Here is an 18067-nt window from a genome sequence, read left to right on the forward strand (position 1 = left end):
TTATATCCTCATACCTACGAACCCCATAAAAGCCAGGCTCATGATCGAAGCGATGATGAAGGCGATCGGGAGCCCCTCCATCGATTCGGGGATGTCCGCCAGCTCAAGGCGTTCGCGGATACCCGACATCAACATCAGGACAAAAAGGAAACCGACCCCGGCGCAAAATACCTGAAGCACGGAATAGCCGAAGCTTCCGGTGATCGCCTTGCCTCCGGCAAAAAAATCCTCCGTATTGATGACCGTCACGCCCAGAACGATGCAATTGGTCGTGATCAAGGGCAGATAGATGCCAAGCGCGCGGTAGAGCGCCGGCGACATCTTCAAGATGACCATCTCGATGAACTGGACCGATGCGGCGATGACCAGGATGAAAACAACCGTGCGCATATAATCGATCCTGAAAGGAAGTAAAACATAATTGTAGGCGGCCCAGGTCATGGCGCCCGACAAAAGCAGGACGAAGATAACGGCCAGGCCCATGCTGAAAGCGGGCTTTGTCTGCTTGGAAACGCCCAAAAAAGGACAAAGCCCCATGAACCTAAAGAGGATATAGTTGTTAATGAGGAGATTGCTGATTATGATCGCAAAGATCTTGCCCATTTAATGACTCCCATAAGAAGCCCCAGGATGAGGAGCGCGCCCGGCGCCAGAGACAGGACAAGCGCCGGCTCAAAGCGATGAGAAATGCTTAAGCCCGCCAAGGTGCCGTTGCCGAGGGTCTCGCGGATCGCCGAGATGATGAGGAGCGCCAGAGTGAACCCCAGACCCATCCCCAGGCCGTCGGCCAGCGACGGCAAAACCGGGTTTTTCGACGCAAAAGCCTCGGCCCGGCCCAGGATGATACAGTTGACGACGATCAGAGGCACGTAAACGCCCAGCGCCCTGTTTAAGGCCGGCGCATAGGCCTTCATGACCATCTCGACGATGACGACGAAGGCGGCGATCACGACGATATAACACGGGATGCGGATCTTGTCCGGAACAAGCCTGCGGATCGCCGAAATGATGACATTGGAGCAGACCAAAACGAACGTCGCCGCCAACCCCATCCCGACGGCATTATTGACGGATGTCGAGACGGCGAGCGTCGGACAAAGACCGAGGACGATGAAAAAGATGGGGTTTTCCGAAAAAATGCCCTTGATAAATTCGTGCCAGAGTCTTTTCATCGACTCGCTCCATATCTGCGCTTCTGCACGAAACGATCGATCAGCGGGGCGGCCGCATTCATGATCAGGATGGAATAGCATACGCCTTCGGGGTATCCGCCCCAGCGGCGGATGACGCCCGTCAACAGGCCGCAGCAGACGCCGAAAATCACCTGGCCCTTTTTAGTGACCGGCGACGTCACGTAATCCGTCGCCATGAAGAACGCGCCCAGGACCAGGCCGCCGGAGAGGACCTGAAAAAGCGCATCGCCCCGGCCGAAACCATCCGGGGAACCGAAGGCCCACATGAAAACAGCGACGGTGGCCACATAGCTGACCGGCGTATGCCAGCTGATGATGCCTTTGTACAAAAGATAAACGCCCCCCAAAAGCAAGGCCAGGATGCACACCTCGCCGAGCGCGCCGCCGCGGTTGCCGATCAAAAGGTCCCAGTAGGAAAGGCCGAGGTCGACAACCCCAGAAGCCTTGCCTTCTTTGATCAGAGACAGGGGCGTCGCCTGCGTCACGGCGTCATAGACGAACGGCTTAGTGAACGTCGTCATATATTTCGGCCATGCCGCCATAAGAAACGCCCGGCCGGCCAGGGCCGGATTAAAGATATTGCGGCCTAACCCGCCGAAGGCCTGCTTGGCAATGGCGATGGCAAAGATGCTGCCGACCGCCGCCACCCAAAGCGGGCAGTGCGCCGGCAGGTTATAGGCCAACAAAAGCCCTGTCATAAAGGCGCTGCCGTCGCAAACGGTCACTTTTTGTCCCCGCGCCTTCTGGATCAAGGCCTCCGTCCCGGCAGCCGCCAGGACGCTCGACAGGACCACCCACAGCGCCGACGGCCCGAAGATAAACAGGGCGACCAGGCCCGACGGGATCAACGCCAGATTGACCCGCCACATGATGCCGGCGATGGACTCGTTTTTACGCATATGGGGGGCATGTGCCACAAAAAATTTATCGGCCATCTTGTACGCTCTCCATGATTTTTCCGGCTTTTTCTTCGACGGAAACGATGACGGCCAAAGAAGAAATCGTGGCGCCCGTGATCGTTTCCACATTGCGCTCCAGGCCCTTATAGCTCTTGGACTCGAACTGGGTCTGAAACCACGGCCGAGGCTTCTGTGAGATATTGGCCTTCCTGAGGACAACATCCCAGAACGTCTCTTTTTGCCTGACTTCTTCGATGCGCGACCCGAGTCCAGGCGTCTCATTCTGTGACAGGATCTTGATGCGTTGAATGATGCCCTTGGTATCCATGCCCACCATGGTCACGATCGTGCTGGAATATCCCTTCTTTTCCGCCTTAAAGGCATATCCCAGAAGATCGCCCGATGTATTCAAGGCCTTGTAATAAAAAACGCTTCCCTTGTCTTCCACCGGCTCAAAACGCGCCGCCCCTGGATAGACATCCTGGAGAGCCGACTCTTCCTCCATTTTCGCCTGGGCCGCGATCTTCGGCTGCGTCACGTTATACACAACGCTCAAAAGCCCTGAAGCCGCCAAGCAGATGATAGCCAATGTCGCCGCATACCTGACAAAATTATTTTGCATGTTTAATGAGCACACGACTTATGGAAACATAAGTCGCTGTGCGAATTGAATCCGCCATCGCTCTATGGCGGAAACGATTAGGTTGTTTTTCCTTTCCTGATTTTGATTTTCGCCGCCTTGATCGCCTGAACGATATGGCGCCGGCCCGGACACAGATAGGCGCACAAGCCGCATTCGATACAATCCATGATCCCGTACTCTTGAGCCAAGTCCAGTCGTCCTTTGGCGATGGCCAGCGCGATCAGGCCAGGATTCAGGCCTATGGGACAATTCTCGACGCACTGCCCGCAACGCACGCAAAAAGACTCTTCTTGTTCCTTTTCCTCATCCTCGTCCAAGGCCAGGATGCCGCTCGTCCCCTTGATCACCGGCGCCTCAGGCGTGAACTGGGCGATGCCCATCATCGGCCCGCCCATAATGATCCTCTTGGGCTCCCTTGTCATCGGCCCGCACTGCTCCAAAAGATCTTTCACCGGCGTTCCCAAACGCGCCAGAAGATTCTTCGGATTCTCCAGGCATGCGCCGGAGACCGTCATCACGCGCTCATAAAGGGGTTTACGGAAATAAACGGCCTCGTAAACGGCAAACACCGTGCCGACGTTCTGCACGAGGACGCCGATGTCAAAAGGGAGTTTTCCCGGCGGGACCTCCCGGCGAAGACACGATTTGATCACCTGCTTCTCGCCGCCCTGCGGATAGGCCGTTTTAAGGACGACCACGTGCCACCCCAGGGACCCGGCTGCTTCCTTCATGCGACGGATGGCCTGCGGCTTGTTGTCCTCGATGGCGATAAAAACATTCTCCGGCTGTATGGTCCTGGCGACAAGCTTGACCCCCTCGATGATCTGAAGGGATCTCTCGATCATAAGCCGGCTGTCCGCCGTCAAATACGGTTCGCACTCCGCGCCGTTGACGATAAAATCCTTTATCGGCCGGGCGGGCGCCAGCTTGATATGCGTCGGAAACGTGGCGCCGCCGAGACCGACGATGCCGGATTCAAAAACAATGGTCCTGATATCGGCCGCCGTCAGCGAGGCGATCTCCCCGGCCGTCCGTGGCTTCATCGACTCCGCCGCCTCGTCTTTGCCGTCTGACTCGATCTCGATGGCCCGGCAAAAACCAAAAACCGGATGCGGAAAATCGGCGACCTGTTTGACCGTCCCGGAGATGGACGCATGCACGGGAGCAAAGACGCCCTTGTCCGACGTCGCCAGGCAATCGCCGCGCCTGACATGGTCCTGCGCCTTGACAAACACGCGGTCGAGCCTTTTTCCTAAATGTTGTACGAGGGGGATGACCACGCGGCGAGGCAGGGCCGCCTGTTCGATAGGTTTGTTCTCGGTGAGATGTTTATGCTCTTCGATCCTGACCATAGAACTTCAATAACCCTCCAATGCCTGCAATGACCAGAAAAGCGCTGACGCCCAGGAGGATCTTCACCGAACCGATGCGGTCGGCCAGGGGCGCGGCGATCATCATGCTCGCCAGAAAACCCAGGTGCATGATGACTTCAAGGGAACTGAAGACCTTGCCGCGCATGGAATTATCCGTCAGCTGATGCACCATGGTGTTGGTGACCGTCATGATGGGAGATACGGCAAGGCCAAGGACAAAAGCCAGGCCCATCGCTAACAATAGGTGGGGCAACCGGATAACGGCCACGACAAAGCCAGATAATATCACCCCAGCCGCCAGAATACAAGCGAAAATCGTCCTCATCCCCGAGGTCTTCTGGCCCAGACGGCCATAACCCAGGGAGCCGACAAACAGGCCCAGGCCGAGCGCGACCACCAGGAGACCGAGTTCCTTGGTGACGGAAGCAAAGGCCTCCTGCACGAAAACGATCGCCACCACATAAACTGCGCCCAGCGCAGCCCATAGGAAGAAAAGGATGCCGAAACAAGAGCTTATGCGCGGGTCCTTCTTCAGGAAGTTGACCGCGTCCTTCATCTCTTCCAGGGCGGATTTACGGATCACATCCGCGATATCCTTGCCCACCTCGATCAGCTTTTCCTTTTTGGCCTGCCGGATGAGCTTCGTGCTCAAGAAAAAGATCATGATGCCCGAAATCAAAAAGCTGGCGCCGTCGATCGTAAAACCGCCCTGGGCCCCCACCATGCCGACAAGGATGCCGCCGAGGCCGAAGCCGAACATGGCGGCGACCATCCCCGTCGTATTCACCAGGGAATTCGCCAAAAGCAGGTCGTCGGCTTTGACCAAGTCCGGGATGATGGACATCTTGGCCGGCACGTAAAAACGCGCCAGGGAAAACACGATAAAAACGACGATATAGATGGGCCATAAAGAGGACAGCCGCATCAGCCATAGGGGGATAAGAAGGACCAAGATGCCGCGCAAAATATCGCAGACGACCATCGTCCGGCGCCTGTCCCAGCGATCCACATACACGCCGGCAACCGGACCGATCAGGAACACGGGCACGATGGTAAAGGCCATGATCTTGGCCATCTGCGTCGTCGATCCTGGCGCATAACGATGCACAAGAGCGATCAACGCCATCTGGTCAAGCCTGTCGCCGAATTGCGAAATGATCTGCGCCAGCCAGAGAAGAGAAAAATTACGGTTTCGAAGAATATTGCGGAATCGGGCCATAGAAAGGATTCACCCCGTTAGAGAACCTTGTTCTCTAACGGGGTCAACAAAATAAGCCGATGAGAGGGATTGCCCGCCACTAGAACTTCGGCGGGTCCGCCAATCTTTTTGGCGGAAACCTCCTGGCGTGACGCCTTTTACCGGCTCTTCGAAAAGATAAGCCGATGAGAGGGATTGAACCTCCGACCCGCGCTTTACGAAAGCGCTGCTCTACCAACTGAGCTACATCGGCATGAAATCTACTTATACCAACTGTCCCGACGTTCCGCCAGTCGGCGGAAGTCGGGATCCCGACCGAACGCAAGTGAGCGTCGGGAAGCTACATCGGCACGAAATCTACTTGCTCAACGACGGGATGTCCTTTGGAATGTCTGATTATAGCAAAACTTTTTTTTAAACTCAAGAGAGGATTCGCTTTCTCCCTTTCAAGGCCGCAACCATCAGGAAAATAAGCAGATAGATGCCCAGGGCGGCCGGCCACGGCAAGCAGAAGCCGCAGAAGAACGCCCCGCGCATGCCGGCGAAAAACCTGTTGGCCCACAGAAAGACAAAAACCAAAAGATCATCGGCAAGGGCCAGGTATCGCGCCAAAGGCGCAAACCAACAAAAGCAAAGGAAGGAAAAACCGGCCGCCATCACAAGCCCCGAGAGAGGTATGACGACCATATTGGCGATCAGGCCGATCAAGGACAGGTTGCCGAAGGCATAGGCGATCAGGGGCGCTGTCCCCAGCCAGGCGCAGAAGGACACCGCCCCTCCGGCGGCCAGCCGCCGGCTCCAGCGGCTCAACAGCGGCAGACGGGACAGATATTTTTCAAATAGGGCGGCCGGGTCTACAAGGGGATACACCCAAAAAATAAAAAACACGCTTAAAAAAGACAACTGGAATCCTCTGGAAAACAATTGAAGAGGATCAAACAAAAGAATGGCTAACCCGCTCAGGCACAGCGCATTCAAAAATAATGGATTGCGCTCGACGACAAGACAAAAGATGAACGCGCAAGACATGACGGTGGCGCGCACAACAGGGGCCGAAGCTCCAGTGAGAAGGCAATAGGCCCAGAGAAGAAGAACCGTCGCCCCTGCCCTGATTCTCCCCTTGAACCGAAATATTTTCAAAAGGACCATCACGCCGAAGGCAATGATCCCGACATGCGAGCCGCTGACGACAAAAATATGCCATGTCCCTGCCCTGACGGCATCCTGGCGCAGCGCCTCCGGGAATTCCGCCCTTTTGCCCAAAAGGATGCCTTCCAAAACTCGTGCCGCCTCGCCCGAATGAAAAAGGCGGATGCGCCTGGAAAAATACTGCCGGGCAAAAAATACCCCGCGGGTATGCGCCGCAGCCTTACTCCATCCCCGGCGCGCCACAGGCGCCTGCAGCCAAAGAACCGCATCGTTTCCTTGGGCCCGAAAAACCTTGCTCAAAGAACTCATCGGGGACAGGCGGCCGCGGCACGCCACCCGGTCGCCGTAAAAAAGAGGCCGGTCTTTCTCCGAGGTGCCGAAGACTTGCGACTGCAAGGCCTTTTTGACGCGGACACGCACGCGGCCGCCGGCGCGGCGGCATTCGCCCTGCCGGCAAATCTCCTCGGCTTTCAGGGAGAAATTTCCCGACAGATCGTCATCCGTCACGATAACGCCGCGGACCTCGCAGGACCCCGTCCAGACGGCAACGATATCCTTTGAGGGTATGGCCCTGACGCTGAAAGCATACATGCCGAAAAGAACGACGCAACCGGCAGCGCAGCAAATGAACCCTTTCGGCCGCCGGACCGTCAAACAACAAGCCGCCAAAGCGAACAAAAGAAACACCGGGAAATAATCCGGCGCCGGATGTAAACCGGAGGCCAAAAGAATGCCCGAGACGTAACATAGGGTAAAAACCACGACCGGAGGCACAGACACGAGACGGCGCCCTTCCATAACCATCCTTGGGAAAGCGCTTGCGGGAAAGGACCTTGTCGAGCGAGAGGTGCGTGCGGGAGAGCTACTTTTCCTGCTGGGCTGCGATGCGCAGCCGTTCGATCCCCAGACCGTTCAAAACATCCAGGACGCGTACGACATTCTTGAACGGCGCCAGGCGATCGACCTGAATAATGACCGTCATGCCGGGTTCGGCCGCCTTCTTTTGCATGAGGCGGTCTTCCAACTCTTTATACGTCACGACCTCGCCTTCGAGATACAACGGGCCTTCGCCGGAAAGGACGATCGTGACATATCCGCCGGGAGAACCGGGATTCATGACGTGTTTGGCCGAAGGCAAATTGACCTTGATCACCTTGTCCTTCGTCGGATTGAAGGTATAAAGAAGGCTGAACGAAATGAAGAAAAAGATAAACATGTTCAAGACGATGTCCGTCATGGCGACGGACTCGAGGTTGAACATGTATTTCCTGGTCGGCGCGATCTTCACAGGACCTTCCCTCTTGTCAAAAGCTCCAAGAGCTGCGAGCAATAGTCGTCGAGTTCATGGGAAAAATATTTGATGCGGCTGATGAAATAATTGTAACACAGGTAATACGGGATCGCGACGATGAGCCCGGCGGCGGTCGTGATCATGGCCTCGTAAATCCCTCCGGCGAGAGCGCTGACCGTCACGTCGTTGCCGGCCTTCTCCCAGGCCATGAAGGCGCGGATAAGACCCGTGATTGTCCCCAGAAAACCCATAAGAGGCGATATTCCCACGACAGACACCAGGCCTCCCAGCCTCTTCTCCAGTGTCTTGACCGCATGGTTGCCCATGCGCTCCAGAAGCTTCTCAAGTTCCAAGCGGGACAGGAGCCGGTTTTCAATGGCTGCCGCATACATGGCCGCCAGGGGATAATCCTTCTTTTGGCCGCAGAGGACAAGGGCCTCCCTGTATTTGCCCTTGTCGACGAGATCCAGGACGTCCCTGGAGAATTTCTGCATGTCCAGCCGATAGACGCGCCGGATGACAATAAACCTGTCCACGATGATCCCGGCGCCGACAATGCTGGCCAGGATGATCGGGACCATCACAATCCCGCCCTTAACGATGAAAAATAACATGCGAAACCCCTTTCCGACCGCCGGCCTTGAAATCAGAGACCAGCGGCCGCCGAGTGCCTGATCTTATCTGACGAACAAATATTTCTTAAAACCGGCGACCTTTTTGTCGCCGATCCCCTTCAAAAGCTTGAGTTCCTCGACCGAGTTGAAGCGGCCTTTAAGCGAACGGACCCGCAAAATCTCCTGCGCCGTCTTCTCGCCGATCCCCGGCACCGCCACAAGCTCCGCCATGGTGGCCCGGTTGAGATCCACGACACAGGGCACCTGCGCATCTGCGTAGACCTCGACAGCGCTCCTGTTGCAGCCAAAGGCCTTGCGGCCGTGCGCCCAAAAAAGACCCACGCTCAAAAGGACGCATAGAAAAATAAGGATCTTCCGTTCCTGGGAAGTCAATGAAATCATGACGCGACGATACTGACAAGTTTTTTAGGCACCACGATCACCTTGTGGACAGCTTTGGCGGCCGTCCACTCCCTGACCTTCGGATCAGCCAGGGCCGCCTGCTTGACCTCTTCCTCTCCTGCGTCAACGCTCAATAAAAGCCTGGAACGCACCTTGCCGTTGACCTGGACAACGTAGGTCGCTTCTTCTTCGACCAGAAGGGACGGATCAAAAGACGGCCATGACGCCTTAAAAACGCTTGTCTTGTTGCCCAGCATCCGCCACATCTCCTCGCAGATATGCGGCACAAAAGGCGCCAAAAGGACCACGAGGACCCTGACGGCCTGGGCCGCAACGCTCGAGCGCTGCTCGTCCTCCGTAAGTTTGTAGAGCTCGTTGACCAGTTCCATAATGCTGGAGATGGCGGTATTAAACTTAAAGCCGCCCTCCATGTCGGAGGTGACTTTTTTGATCGTCTGGTGCATTTTCTTGACGACAGCGTCGAGGCCTTGAGACGACATGCGGCTGCCGCCGGCAGCTGTCCCGAGGCCGTCGGCCAGGCGCCAGACGCGGTTCAAAAACCGCCAGGCGCCGTCCATACCCTTGTCATTCCAGTCGAGCTCCGCCTCGGGCGGGGCCGCAAAAAGGATAAAAAGCCTCAAGGTATCGGCGCCGTAATTTTTGATGATCTCGTCCGGATCGACGATGTTACCCCTGGACTTGGACATGACCTCGCCTTCCTTGAGCACCATGCCCTGTGTCAGGAGGCGCTGGAACGGCTCGCGCACGGCGACCAGTCCCAGATCCGCCAAAAATTTCGTATAAAAACGGGAATACAAAAGATGCAGAACGGCGTGCTCAATGCCGCCGATATACTGGTCGACGGGCATCCAATAAGCGGCCTCCTCTTTGTCAAAGGGCGCTGTCGCGCACTGCGGAGAACAAAATCTTAAAAAATACCACGACGAGTCGATGAACGTCGCCATCGTATCCGTCTCCCGGCGGGCCGGCTTGCCGCATTTGGGGCATTTTGTCTCGACAAACTCTTTGACCTTTGCCAGCGGGCTTCCGCCCTCTCCGGTGAATGTCACATTCTTGGGCAGGACAACAGGCAAGTCTTTTTCCGGCACGCCGACAACACCGCAGGAAGCGCAATAGACGACGGGGATGGGCGTCCCCCAGTAACGCTGGCGCGAAATGAGCCAGTCGCGCAGCCGCCAGTGGACGGCGATCTTGCCCATCATCTTGTCTTCCATCCAGAGGGAGATTTTCTTCTTGGCGCCGCTGCTGTCCTGGCCGTCGAAGACTCCGGAATTGACCATGACGCCTTCGGTCTCAAAGGCCTCCTGCATCGTCTCCACGACCAGCGGCTGATCTTTGGGCTGGATCACGACACGCATGGGCAGGCCATGCTCTTTGGCAAACAGAAAATCCCTCTGGTCGTGCGTCGGCACAGCCATGATGGCGCCTGTGCCGTATTCCATCAGGACATAATCCGCGACCCAGACAGGGATCTTCTCGCCGTTGACGGGATTGACGGCATAAGCGCCCGTAAAACATCCCTCTTTTTTGACGTCTTCGGCGACCCGCGCCAGCTTGGTCTCTTTAGCAACGCGGTCGATAAACCGCAAAACCTCCTGTTCCTGCGGCTTTCCCGAAATAAGCTTTTTCACCAGAGGGTGTTCCGGCGCCAGAACGACGTAGGTCGCGCCGAAAATCGTATCCGGCCGCGTCGTGAAAACCCTCAATATGTCGCCCTTCTCCAGCTTAAAGAATATCTCGACGCCGAAGCTCTTGCCGATCCAGTTCTTCTGCATCGCAATCACGCGCTCCGGCCAATTCTCCAACCCTCCCAGGTCGTCCAAGAGGCAATCGCTGTAGGCGGTGATCTTAAGATACCACTGCTCCAGCTCTTTCTCGACAACAGGCGTGTGACAACGCCAGCAGCCGCCGTCGACGACCTCTTCGTTGGCCAAAGTCGTCTCGCAACTAGGGCACCAGTTCACACTGGAGGCCTTTTTATACGCCAGGCCGCGCTCCAGCATCTTCAGAAAGATCCACTGGTTCCACCGGTAATATTCCGCAAGACAGGTGGAGATCTCCCTGTCCCAGTCATAGGAAAACCCCATGCGCAGGAGTTCCTGCTTCATCCAGTCGATGCACTTGAGCGTCCAAGTCTCGGGGTCCGACTTATGCTTGATGGCGGCATTCTCGGCGGGCTGGCCAAAGGCGTCGAATCCCATGGGATGCAGCACCTGGAAACCCTGCAGGATCTTGTAGCGGGCCACGACGTCGCCGATGGTATAGTTGCGCACGTGCCCCATATGGATGCGGCCCGACGGATAAGGAAACATCTCCAGGACGTAATATTTCGGCCTGGCCTTGTCCGGGACGGCCCTGTAAAGCTTATCCTCGGCCCAGATCTTCTGCCACTTGCTTTCCAGATCTTTAAAATGATAATCCATGGTTTTATGACTTGCAGTTTCAGTTTTAAGACGACATCATGCGACCATCGCCTTGAGCCGTTTCATGTTCATGGCGTCTGCGCGCGGCGTTTCCTTCGGCGTCTCAAGGATAAAGGCCGCTTCGCGCAATACGGGATGGTTGACGATGTATTTCAGGGCGGCGGCGCCGATCAAGCCCTTTCCGATATGCTGATGCCTGTCATGGTGAGACGCATGGGCCGTCATCGAATCATTGAAATGGACGACGCGGATGGCGCCCTTGCGCGTCCTCTCTTCGATATGGGCCAGGAGCATATCCACGACCCGGGGCTTGCGGATATCGAATCCCGCTTCGAAGGCGTGCGCCGTATCCAGGCAAACTCCCAGCCGATGGCTGTCTTTGACATGTCCGAAGATCCTGCGATGGTGGTCAAACGTCGCCCCAAGCCACGATCCGGAACCGGCCGTGTTCTCCAAAAGCAATTTGACGCTCAAATCCTTGGTTTCCTTAAGGATCTCATTGACGGCCGCAATGAACGCCTTAAGCCCGCGGGGAAGCGTGCTGTTCTTATAGCTGCCCATATGGGTCACGAGATACTCGGCGCCCAGAAGAGCGGCCTCATGCATATCTTCAATATAGGCCGCGATGGATTTTTTATAAAGAGGGCCGTAACTCGTTGCCAGATTTATAAGATATGGCGCATGGACGGCCACGACCCCGATGCCATGTTCTTTGCGTCTTCTCCTGAATTCCCTGGCGTCCTCTTCCCCAATCTCCAGCTGCCTCCATTGCCTGGGATTCCTGGAGAAGATCTGCATGGCGCTACAGCCAAGGCCCGCCGCCCTGTCGACAGATTCGTAGATTTTCCTGCTTATAGAGACGTGGACACCCAGGAACATGAGGGTTTTCTCGAGGCCTTTCGAAACGAATAGGGTGATATTAACACAAAACCGCAAAGCCTTCAACAACATTTGACGGCGCAAAACCCCCAACCGCCCCCTCTTCTACCCCTCCTTTAAATGTTGACAACCCCGATGCTCTATACTATGATTATTAAGCCATTTTAATATTAGAGATCAATTGGGGCTGTAGCTCAGCTGGGAGAGTGCCTGACTGGCAGTCAGGAGGTCACGGGTTCGATCCCCGTCAGCTCCACCATCTTTTTCCGACAATGGAAAAAGATGGTGGATGCCGAAACGAGCGTCAATGACCCGACAAGGGTCATAGCGAGTTTCGGCGCCCCCACCTTAATGTTTTCCCGACAAGGGAAAAAGTGGTGGATGTCGAAATAAGCGTTGCACAGCGAGTGCGTAGCGAAGAGGAGCCTCCTCGAAGAGGACAAGCGAAGCAGCTTATTTCGACGCCCCATCCTTAATGTAGTCCCCGACAGGCAAAAAAGATGGTGGATGCCGGAACGAGCGTCAATAACCCGGCAAGGGTCATAGCGAGTTTCGGCGCCACCACCGCAATGTAAACCAACAAGGTCGTGCCTAACCCCGGCTCATGAAGCCAAAACAAGGCATTCTTCTCTTCGGTCTGATCGAAATCGGCATCGGCACCGTCACCCTGGCCGCGATAGGCCGCAATATTCTCGCAGGATTCCTCCCCAAGCCTCCAAACGTTCTGACGTTTGTCATCACGAGCAGCCTGATCTCGATCTGCCTGGGCGCAGGTATCCTTTTGAGACGGCCTTATACGAGAAAACTTTTGATCTTTTTTGCGGGATGGGTCATCCTCAGCAAGGTCCTGATTTTCGCCGGCATCATCGTGCTCTGCTGCGAGCTAGAAACAACCATCGCCGCCGACGTCAAAAATATCATCTCGATTCTCTATCACAGCGCCGTCATCGCCTATTTCCATAGCCGATCCATCAAAGCGGAGTTTAAGCCATGAAAACCTTTGCGCCTCTTTTTAAAAGCCGCCGCAGACAGGCCTTTATCCTGGTCCTGCTCTTAGGTATCCTCTTCTCTGTCCTGCCGCCTTCTTTTTCGACACCTCAACCCCAAACCCAGGACCAGTTTCTGATCCTCACCATCGACAACAAAATCATCGGACCCGTCGTCGCCGACTATATCGATAAAGGCATCACAAGGGCCGAGGACGACGGCTATCAGGGTGTGATCATCATCTTGGATACGCCGGGCGGCCTCCTGGAATCGACGCGCGCCATCGTTAAAAAGATCATGAACGCCTCGATTCCAATCATCACCTATATCGCGCCCTCGGGCTCCCGCGCCGGCTCGGCAGGCGTCTTCATCACCCTAGCGTCCCACGTGGCCGCCATGGCGCCTTCGACGAACATCGGCGCAGCCCACCCCGTGGGCGTCAACGGAGAAAAGGGAGAAGACCGCCCGCTCAAAAAAGCCATCGAAGAGTTGACGGAAACCCTGCGGTCCCAGAAAAAACAGAAAATATCGCCGCGGACGAAAGAAAAACAATCTCCGCAGAATGAAGAAGCACCAGCCCCCCAGACAGGAAACGTCATGGAGGACAAGGTCCTCAACGACACCGTCGCCTGGGTTGAAACGATCGCAAAAAACAGGAAGCGCAACGTGGAATGGGCCAAAGAAACGGTCCTTAAAAGCGTTTCCGCCACGGAAAAAGAAGCCATGGACAAAGGCATCATCGACTTCATTGCCATAGATACGAACGATCTCCTGAAAAAACTGGACGGCCGCCAGATCGTCATTGCCGATAACAAAACCGTCATTTTAAATACTAAAAATGCGCTCCTACACCGCACAAACCTGACGACCAGACAAAATATTCTTAATACGCTGATCAACCCCAACATCGCCTATATCCTTATGATGATAGGCTTCCTGGGGCTTTTTATCGAGATCACACATCCCGGCGTCATCTTCCCCGGCGTCGCCGGCGTCATATCTCTCGTCATGGCCTTCTACGCCTTTGCGATCCTGCCGGTCAATTTTGCCGGCTTCCTTCTTATCGGCCTGGCGATCATTCTGTTCATCGCCGAAGCCCTGACACCGGCCACTTTCGGCCTCTTGACGCTGGCCGGGATTGTCTCCATGCTTCTGGGGTCCCTCATGCTGATTGATTCATCTTTCAGCGGCCTGACCATCTCCCTGAACATCATCCTGCCTTTGGTCCTGTCTGTCGCGGCCATTGCGATCTTTTTGGTCACCAACGTCGTGCGGGCCCACCGCCGCAAGATCATGACAGGGGCCGAAAGTCTTCCAGGAACAGAAGGCAAGGCCGGCACAGATATGGCGCCTGACGCAGAAGGCCAGGTTTTTGTGAATGGCGAGATCTGGAGCGCGATCAATAAAGGGCCATTGCCGATCGCCAAAGATGAAAAAATAAAAGTGATAGGAATTGACAAGGTCAAACTGCTTGTGACAAAATAAGAACCCTGATCGGCCCGCCACAAAGCGTTGGCGGGTTAATTCGGGCAAATGACTTATGAATGCAGCCCCATAAGTCACGCCCTCATTAAAATTGACAAGGTCAAACTGCTTGTGACAAAATAGAGCGCTGAACTTCGTGCTTTTAATCCGCCAGAGGCGGAGGGTTTTAAAAAAAGAAGACTCCTCGCCAGAACGCTTGTTCATTTCACTCACAAACACCAGGGGTGTTCGTGAAATGAACCTGCGCAGGCTTCGGAGTTAATCCGCCAGAGGCGGATTAAGGAGGAATCATGAGCTTCCCTCTCATCATCGGCATCATCGTCGTTGTGTATCTCCTGAACTCTATCAAGATCCTTAACGAATACGAGCGCGGCGTCATCTTCCGCCTCGGCCGCATCCTGGCCAGGCCCAAAGGGCCCGGGGTCATCTTCGTCTTCTTCCCCATCGACCGAATGGAACGCATCAGCCTGCGCACCGTGACACTGGACGTGCCGCCGCAGGACATCATCACCAAAGACAACGTATCCGTCAAAGTCAATGCCGTTGTCTACTACAGGGTCATGGACCCCTCGCATGCCGTTCTGGAAGTGGAAGACTACCACTTCGCCACATCGCAGATGTCCCAGACGTCCCTGCGTTCTACCGTCGGGCAGGTCAGTCTGGACGAGCTCCTTTCGGAAAGGGAAAAAATCAACTCGGAACTTCAGCTGATCATCGACAAGGCCACAGACCCGTGGGGCGTCAAGGTCTCCCATGTGGAGATCAAGCACGTGGACCTGCCGCAGGAGATGCAGCGCGCCATGGCCAGACAGGCGGAAGCCGAAAGAGAGCGCCGCGCCAAGGTCATCTCGGCCGAGGGCGAATTCCAGGCCTCCCAGAAACTCTCGCAGGCCGCCGAGATCCTCCAGAAACAGCCGATGAGCCTTCAGATGCGCTATCTGCAGACGCTTATGGACATCTCGACGGAAAAATCGTCCATCATCGTCTTTCCTCTGCCTCTTGAGATGCTCAAATGGTTCAAAACAGAGGGAGAAAGATAACCACTTTTTGCCGAAGTGGCGCCCTCCACCAGAACGTTGGCGGGCGGCCTCCACCAATACGTCGGCGGCCGTGCGCCGATGTCCTCGTGGCGCACGCCATCCGCCGAAGCCTTAGTGGCGGATGGCGGAATGGCATGCCTGCCTGACGGCAGGCGAGCGGTGGTCTCAAAAACCATTGGGTTTACGCCCGTGAGGGTTTCCGCCACAAGGCGCTGGCGGACAAAATCACCGCCACAAAGATATAGATATAAAGATTCTGCTGGAGTGGCGGAATGGCATACGCGGTGGTCTCAAAAACCATTGGGTTTACGCCCGTGAGGGTTCGACTCCCTCCTCCAGCATAAAATTTTCACGAAGGACCCGCCGATCTTTGTGGCGGGCGACTCCCTCCTTCGGCATAAAATTAAAAAAACGCAGCCCCAAAATCAAAACCCCCTGACAGCAACTGCCAGGGGGTTCTTTTTTCCAAGATAATCACATCTCGATCTATCGTCGAGACTAATCCTGTTCGTCCTGAGGGCCGCGGGAAGCGCGATCCGGCCTACAGACAAAGTATTTCTTGTCCGGCGTCGAGACGCAAATGCCGGTTTCCTCCTCCCCTCTGGGCCCGCGGCACTGACACGTGTCGCCTTCGGCCTTGCCTGAACAGGCGTCGATCGCTTCCTGGGGCGGGGCTTTCATTTCGCCTCCGCCTGAAGGATCCTCTCCATGCCGCGGCGGAGGAAATAAGGATTCTTCGTCCCGAGATGCCGTCTGGGATTCCTCACCAAAGACGCTCGCCGCCGAACATAACGAAAAACATAAAATCAAACACATCGCTATCTTCTGGCCCAAGACATACGCCGGCATTCTCATCAAAGCCATCCTTTCTTTTTTTGAATTCGATGAAAAAACAGTCTTCCTCTCTAAACCCAGGCTGCGGAAGCAAAGACGACATGCCCATCATCTCCTGGACGGTAAATCTTCAGAAGGCGGCGGACCATATTCTCCCATGGGACCCTGTCCTTCCCCGGGACGGCCGGATCCGTGTATTTCTTCGAGAAGCTCCATAAACCTTTCCTGCTGGCCTGGATCAAGGATTTTCATGATCCGCTCGTCGCCTTCGTTCTTGATCTTATCAATCGTGTAGCGAACATCTTCTCCCAATTTTTCAACCTCCTGGCGCGATTCCTCTAAAATCTTCTCGACATCGGCTTTCTGCTCCTTGCTAAGATCCAGCCGATCCGCCAGCATCTCAACAGGACTTCCGGGGCCAACCCCGCCACCGGGACCGCGTCTCATGAAATGTTCGGCCCTCGCAGCGAAATCCGGCCGGCCCGGAGGCCCAAACTCCGGACAAACCGCCTTCCTGACGATGCCGGCACCTGCCAAAACGCCGGCCAAAACGCACAATACTGCGAAAACCGCCAGATACACCGCATTCCTGTTCATAAGCCTCTCCTTTCTTTCTATGGAGTGGAATTAACTCTGGCCCCCAAAAGCAACCCCAGCGTCATCGCCGTTGTCGTCGGAGCCCCGCTGAGAATATGCTCTTCCCATGAATACCGGTTCGTCTGCTGGGGGACCAAAATCAAAAAAGCTGCGGATAGCGCGATACCGATGGCCGGAAGAAAGATAAGCCGGCGCGCAAAATATCCCATGCCGCCCGGAGAAGAATCTTCCTGCCCGCTCCTCCGACGCAGAACCTCCCTCAACAGACGCCTCGCCAGCTCTCCCTCAGGCAAAGTCCTGCGTTCTTTTTTCAACAAAACCTCCCTGACACAAGAGAGCTCCCGTAACTCTTTCCGACAGGAGAAACAACCAGCCACATGCGTTTCAATGAAAGCCGCATCCCTCTTTGCGGCCTCCTTGTCTATGTAGCGGGACAACAATCTCCTGGTTCGTGCGCATGCATTCATATCACATCTCCCCCAAATTTCATCAGTTCTTTTTTCAATAATTGCCTGGCGCGATAGATCCTCGATTCCACAGTCCCTATGCGACAAGAAAGAATCTTCGATATCTCGGCATAGCTTAATCCCTCGATATCTTTGAGGACCACCGCCGACCTGTATGCCAGCGGGACTTTACCCAGCGCCTTCTGAATCAAGACATCTCTCTCTTTCATCAAAAGCACAAAAAGCACATCGTTGTGGCCGCCGCGAGCGTCGACACTCTGCCCCAAAGCCTCTTCTTCCGTAACAACGTCCCTTCTTTTACGCAGAAAATCGTACGTCGTATTCAACACAATGCGATAGAGCCATGTCGAAAAAGAGCAGCGTCGCCTAAAACCCTTCAGGCCGCGGTAGGCTTTCAAAAATGCCTCTTGGGCGATATCTTCACTCTCCCTGTCTTTTCCAATCAGGGAAAAAACGATATTCAGGACCCTGTTCTGGTATTTCCTGACGATCGCTTCAAATGCCTTCTCTTCCCCGCCGAGAAACTGTTCTATGTAAAAGGCGTCTTCTTTCATCGATTCTCCGGATATTAG

General features: G+C 55.3%; 19 protein-coding genes and 3 tRNA genes. 5 read left to right on the top strand and 17 right to left on the bottom strand.

The genetic code is table 11. The features are described 5' to 3' along the window. The 13 genes from BU251_RS07400 to BU251_RS07460 all read right to left on the bottom strand — a co-directional run bounded on the left by BU251_RS07400 (position 1) and on the right by BU251_RS07460 (position 12085). Complete coding sequence (locus BU251_RS07400; protein ID WP_128700466.1) at positions 1-603, bottom strand: electron transport complex protein RnfA; 603 nt, start codon at positions 601-603, stop codon at positions 1-3. Further along, positions 579-1172 (bottom strand): electron transport complex subunit RsxE, encoded by a 594-nt coding sequence (gene rsxE, locus BU251_RS07405; RefSeq protein ID WP_128700468.1) that lies wholly within the window; start codon positions 1170-1172, stop codon positions 579-581. Before rsxE ends, BU251_RS07400 begins: the two co-directional genes overlap by 25 nt. Then, entirely contained in the window at positions 1169-2128 is a 960-nt protein-coding gene (locus BU251_RS07410; RefSeq protein WP_128700470.1) for an RnfABCDGE type electron transport complex subunit D, read from the bottom strand. Before BU251_RS07410 ends, rsxE begins: the two co-directional genes overlap by 4 nt. Further along, positions 2118-2714 (bottom strand): RnfABCDGE type electron transport complex subunit G, encoded by a 597-nt coding sequence (locus BU251_RS07415; protein ID WP_128700472.1) that lies wholly within the window; start codon positions 2712-2714, stop codon positions 2118-2120. Before BU251_RS07415 ends, BU251_RS07410 begins: the two co-directional genes overlap by 11 nt. Positions 2715-2791: 77 nt before the next feature. Continuing rightward, positions 2792-4087 carry an electron transport complex subunit RsxC gene (gene rsxC / locus BU251_RS07420; protein WP_128700474.1) on the bottom strand — a complete coding sequence of 432 codons (1296 nt, stop codon included), beginning with the start codon at positions 4085-4087 and terminating at the stop codon, positions 2792-2794. Then, positions 4065-5327 carry an MFS transporter gene (locus BU251_RS07425; RefSeq protein ID WP_128700476.1) on the bottom strand — a complete coding sequence of 421 codons (1263 nt, stop codon included), beginning with the start codon at positions 5325-5327 and terminating at the stop codon, positions 4065-4067. The genes rsxC and BU251_RS07425 overlap by 23 nt, the downstream gene beginning before the upstream one ends. A 159-nt stretch (positions 5328-5486) precedes the next feature. Further along, positions 5487-5559: transfer RNA gene (locus BU251_RS07430), tRNA-Thr, on the bottom strand. Positions 5560-5726: 167 nt separating this feature from the next. Next, positions 5727-7253 (bottom strand): ComEC/Rec2 family competence protein, encoded by a 1527-nt coding sequence (locus tag BU251_RS07435; RefSeq protein ID WP_164908918.1) that lies wholly within the window; start codon positions 7251-7253, stop codon positions 5727-5729. A gap of 64 nt (positions 7254-7317) precedes the next feature. After that, positions 7318-7743, bottom strand: a complete 426-nt coding sequence (locus tag BU251_RS07440; RefSeq protein WP_128700480.1) for an ExbD/TolR family protein — start codon at positions 7741-7743, stop codon at positions 7318-7320. Then, the gene (locus BU251_RS07445) at positions 7740-8360 is read right to left on the bottom strand and encodes a MotA/TolQ/ExbB proton channel family protein (RefSeq protein WP_128700482.1); all 621 of its coding nucleotides are present in this window, start codon (positions 8358-8360) and stop codon (positions 7740-7742) included. The genes BU251_RS07440 and BU251_RS07445 overlap by 4 nt, the downstream gene beginning before the upstream one ends. 63 nt (positions 8361-8423) lie before the next feature. Continuing rightward, positions 8424-8762, bottom strand: coding sequence for a ComEA family DNA-binding protein (locus BU251_RS07450; RefSeq protein WP_128700484.1), 339 nt, complete (start codon positions 8760-8762; stop codon positions 8424-8426). Further along, positions 8759-11206 (bottom strand): leucine--tRNA ligase, encoded by a 2448-nt coding sequence (gene leuS, locus BU251_RS07455; protein WP_128700486.1) that lies wholly within the window; start codon positions 11204-11206, stop codon positions 8759-8761. Before leuS ends, BU251_RS07450 begins: the two co-directional genes overlap by 4 nt. A 36-nt stretch (positions 11207-11242) precedes the next feature. Continuing rightward, entirely contained in the window at positions 11243-12085 is an 843-nt protein-coding gene (locus BU251_RS07460) for a deoxyribonuclease IV (protein ID WP_164908919.1), read from the bottom strand. A 183-nt stretch (positions 12086-12268) separates the two neighbouring features. Here BU251_RS07460 and BU251_RS07465 point away from each other — a divergent pair. The 5 genes from BU251_RS07465 to BU251_RS07485 all read left to right on the top strand — a co-directional run bounded on the left by BU251_RS07465 (position 12269) and on the right by BU251_RS07485 (position 15938). Then, a tRNA-Ala gene (locus BU251_RS07465) sits at positions 12269-12344 on the top strand. Between the two features lie 345 nt (positions 12345-12689). Then, positions 12690-13079: a hypothetical protein gene (locus BU251_RS07470; protein WP_128700490.1), complete on the top strand. Its 390-nt coding sequence runs from the start codon at positions 12690-12692 to the stop codon at positions 13077-13079. Further along, positions 13076-14557 (top strand): NfeD family protein, encoded by a 1482-nt coding sequence (locus tag BU251_RS07475; protein WP_128700492.1) that lies wholly within the window; start codon positions 13076-13078, stop codon positions 14555-14557. Before BU251_RS07470 ends, BU251_RS07475 begins: the two co-directional genes overlap by 4 nt. A gap of 290 nt (positions 14558-14847) precedes the next feature. Continuing rightward, a complete protein-coding gene (locus tag BU251_RS07480; RefSeq protein ID WP_128700494.1) occupies positions 14848-15597 on the top strand; it encodes a slipin family protein in 750 nt (249 codons plus the stop codon). A 258-nt stretch (positions 15598-15855) separates the two neighbouring features. Further along, a tRNA-Leu gene (locus tag BU251_RS07485) sits at positions 15856-15938 on the top strand. Positions 15939-16095: 157 nt separating this feature from the next. Here the strand turns inward: BU251_RS07485 and BU251_RS07490 are convergent. The 4 genes from BU251_RS07490 to BU251_RS07505 form a co-directional block, all read right to left on the bottom strand. After that, on the bottom strand, positions 16096-16452 hold the full coding sequence (locus BU251_RS07490; RefSeq protein WP_128700496.1) for a hypothetical protein: 357 nt from the start codon (positions 16450-16452) through the stop codon (positions 16096-16098). Positions 16453-16539: 87 nt separating this feature from the next. Continuing rightward, positions 16540-17028 (bottom strand): hypothetical protein, encoded by a 489-nt coding sequence (locus BU251_RS07495; protein ID WP_128700498.1) that lies wholly within the window; start codon positions 17026-17028, stop codon positions 16540-16542. A gap of 17 nt (positions 17029-17045) precedes the next feature. After that, positions 17046-17495, bottom strand: coding sequence for a zf-HC2 domain-containing protein (locus tag BU251_RS07500; protein WP_128700500.1), 450 nt, complete (start codon positions 17493-17495; stop codon positions 17046-17048). Continuing rightward, the gene (locus BU251_RS07505) at positions 17492-18049 is read right to left on the bottom strand and encodes an RNA polymerase sigma factor (protein WP_128700502.1); all 558 of its coding nucleotides are present in this window, start codon (positions 18047-18049) and stop codon (positions 17492-17494) included. Before BU251_RS07505 ends, BU251_RS07500 begins: the two co-directional genes overlap by 4 nt. Between the last annotated feature and the right edge of the window lie 18 nt (positions 18050-18067).

Source organism: Candidatus Velamenicoccus archaeovorus (assembly GCF_004102945.1).
GTDB classification, from domain to species: domain Bacteria; phylum Omnitrophota; class Gorgyraeia; order Velamenicoccales; family Velamenicoccaceae; genus Velamenicoccus; species Velamenicoccus archaeovorus.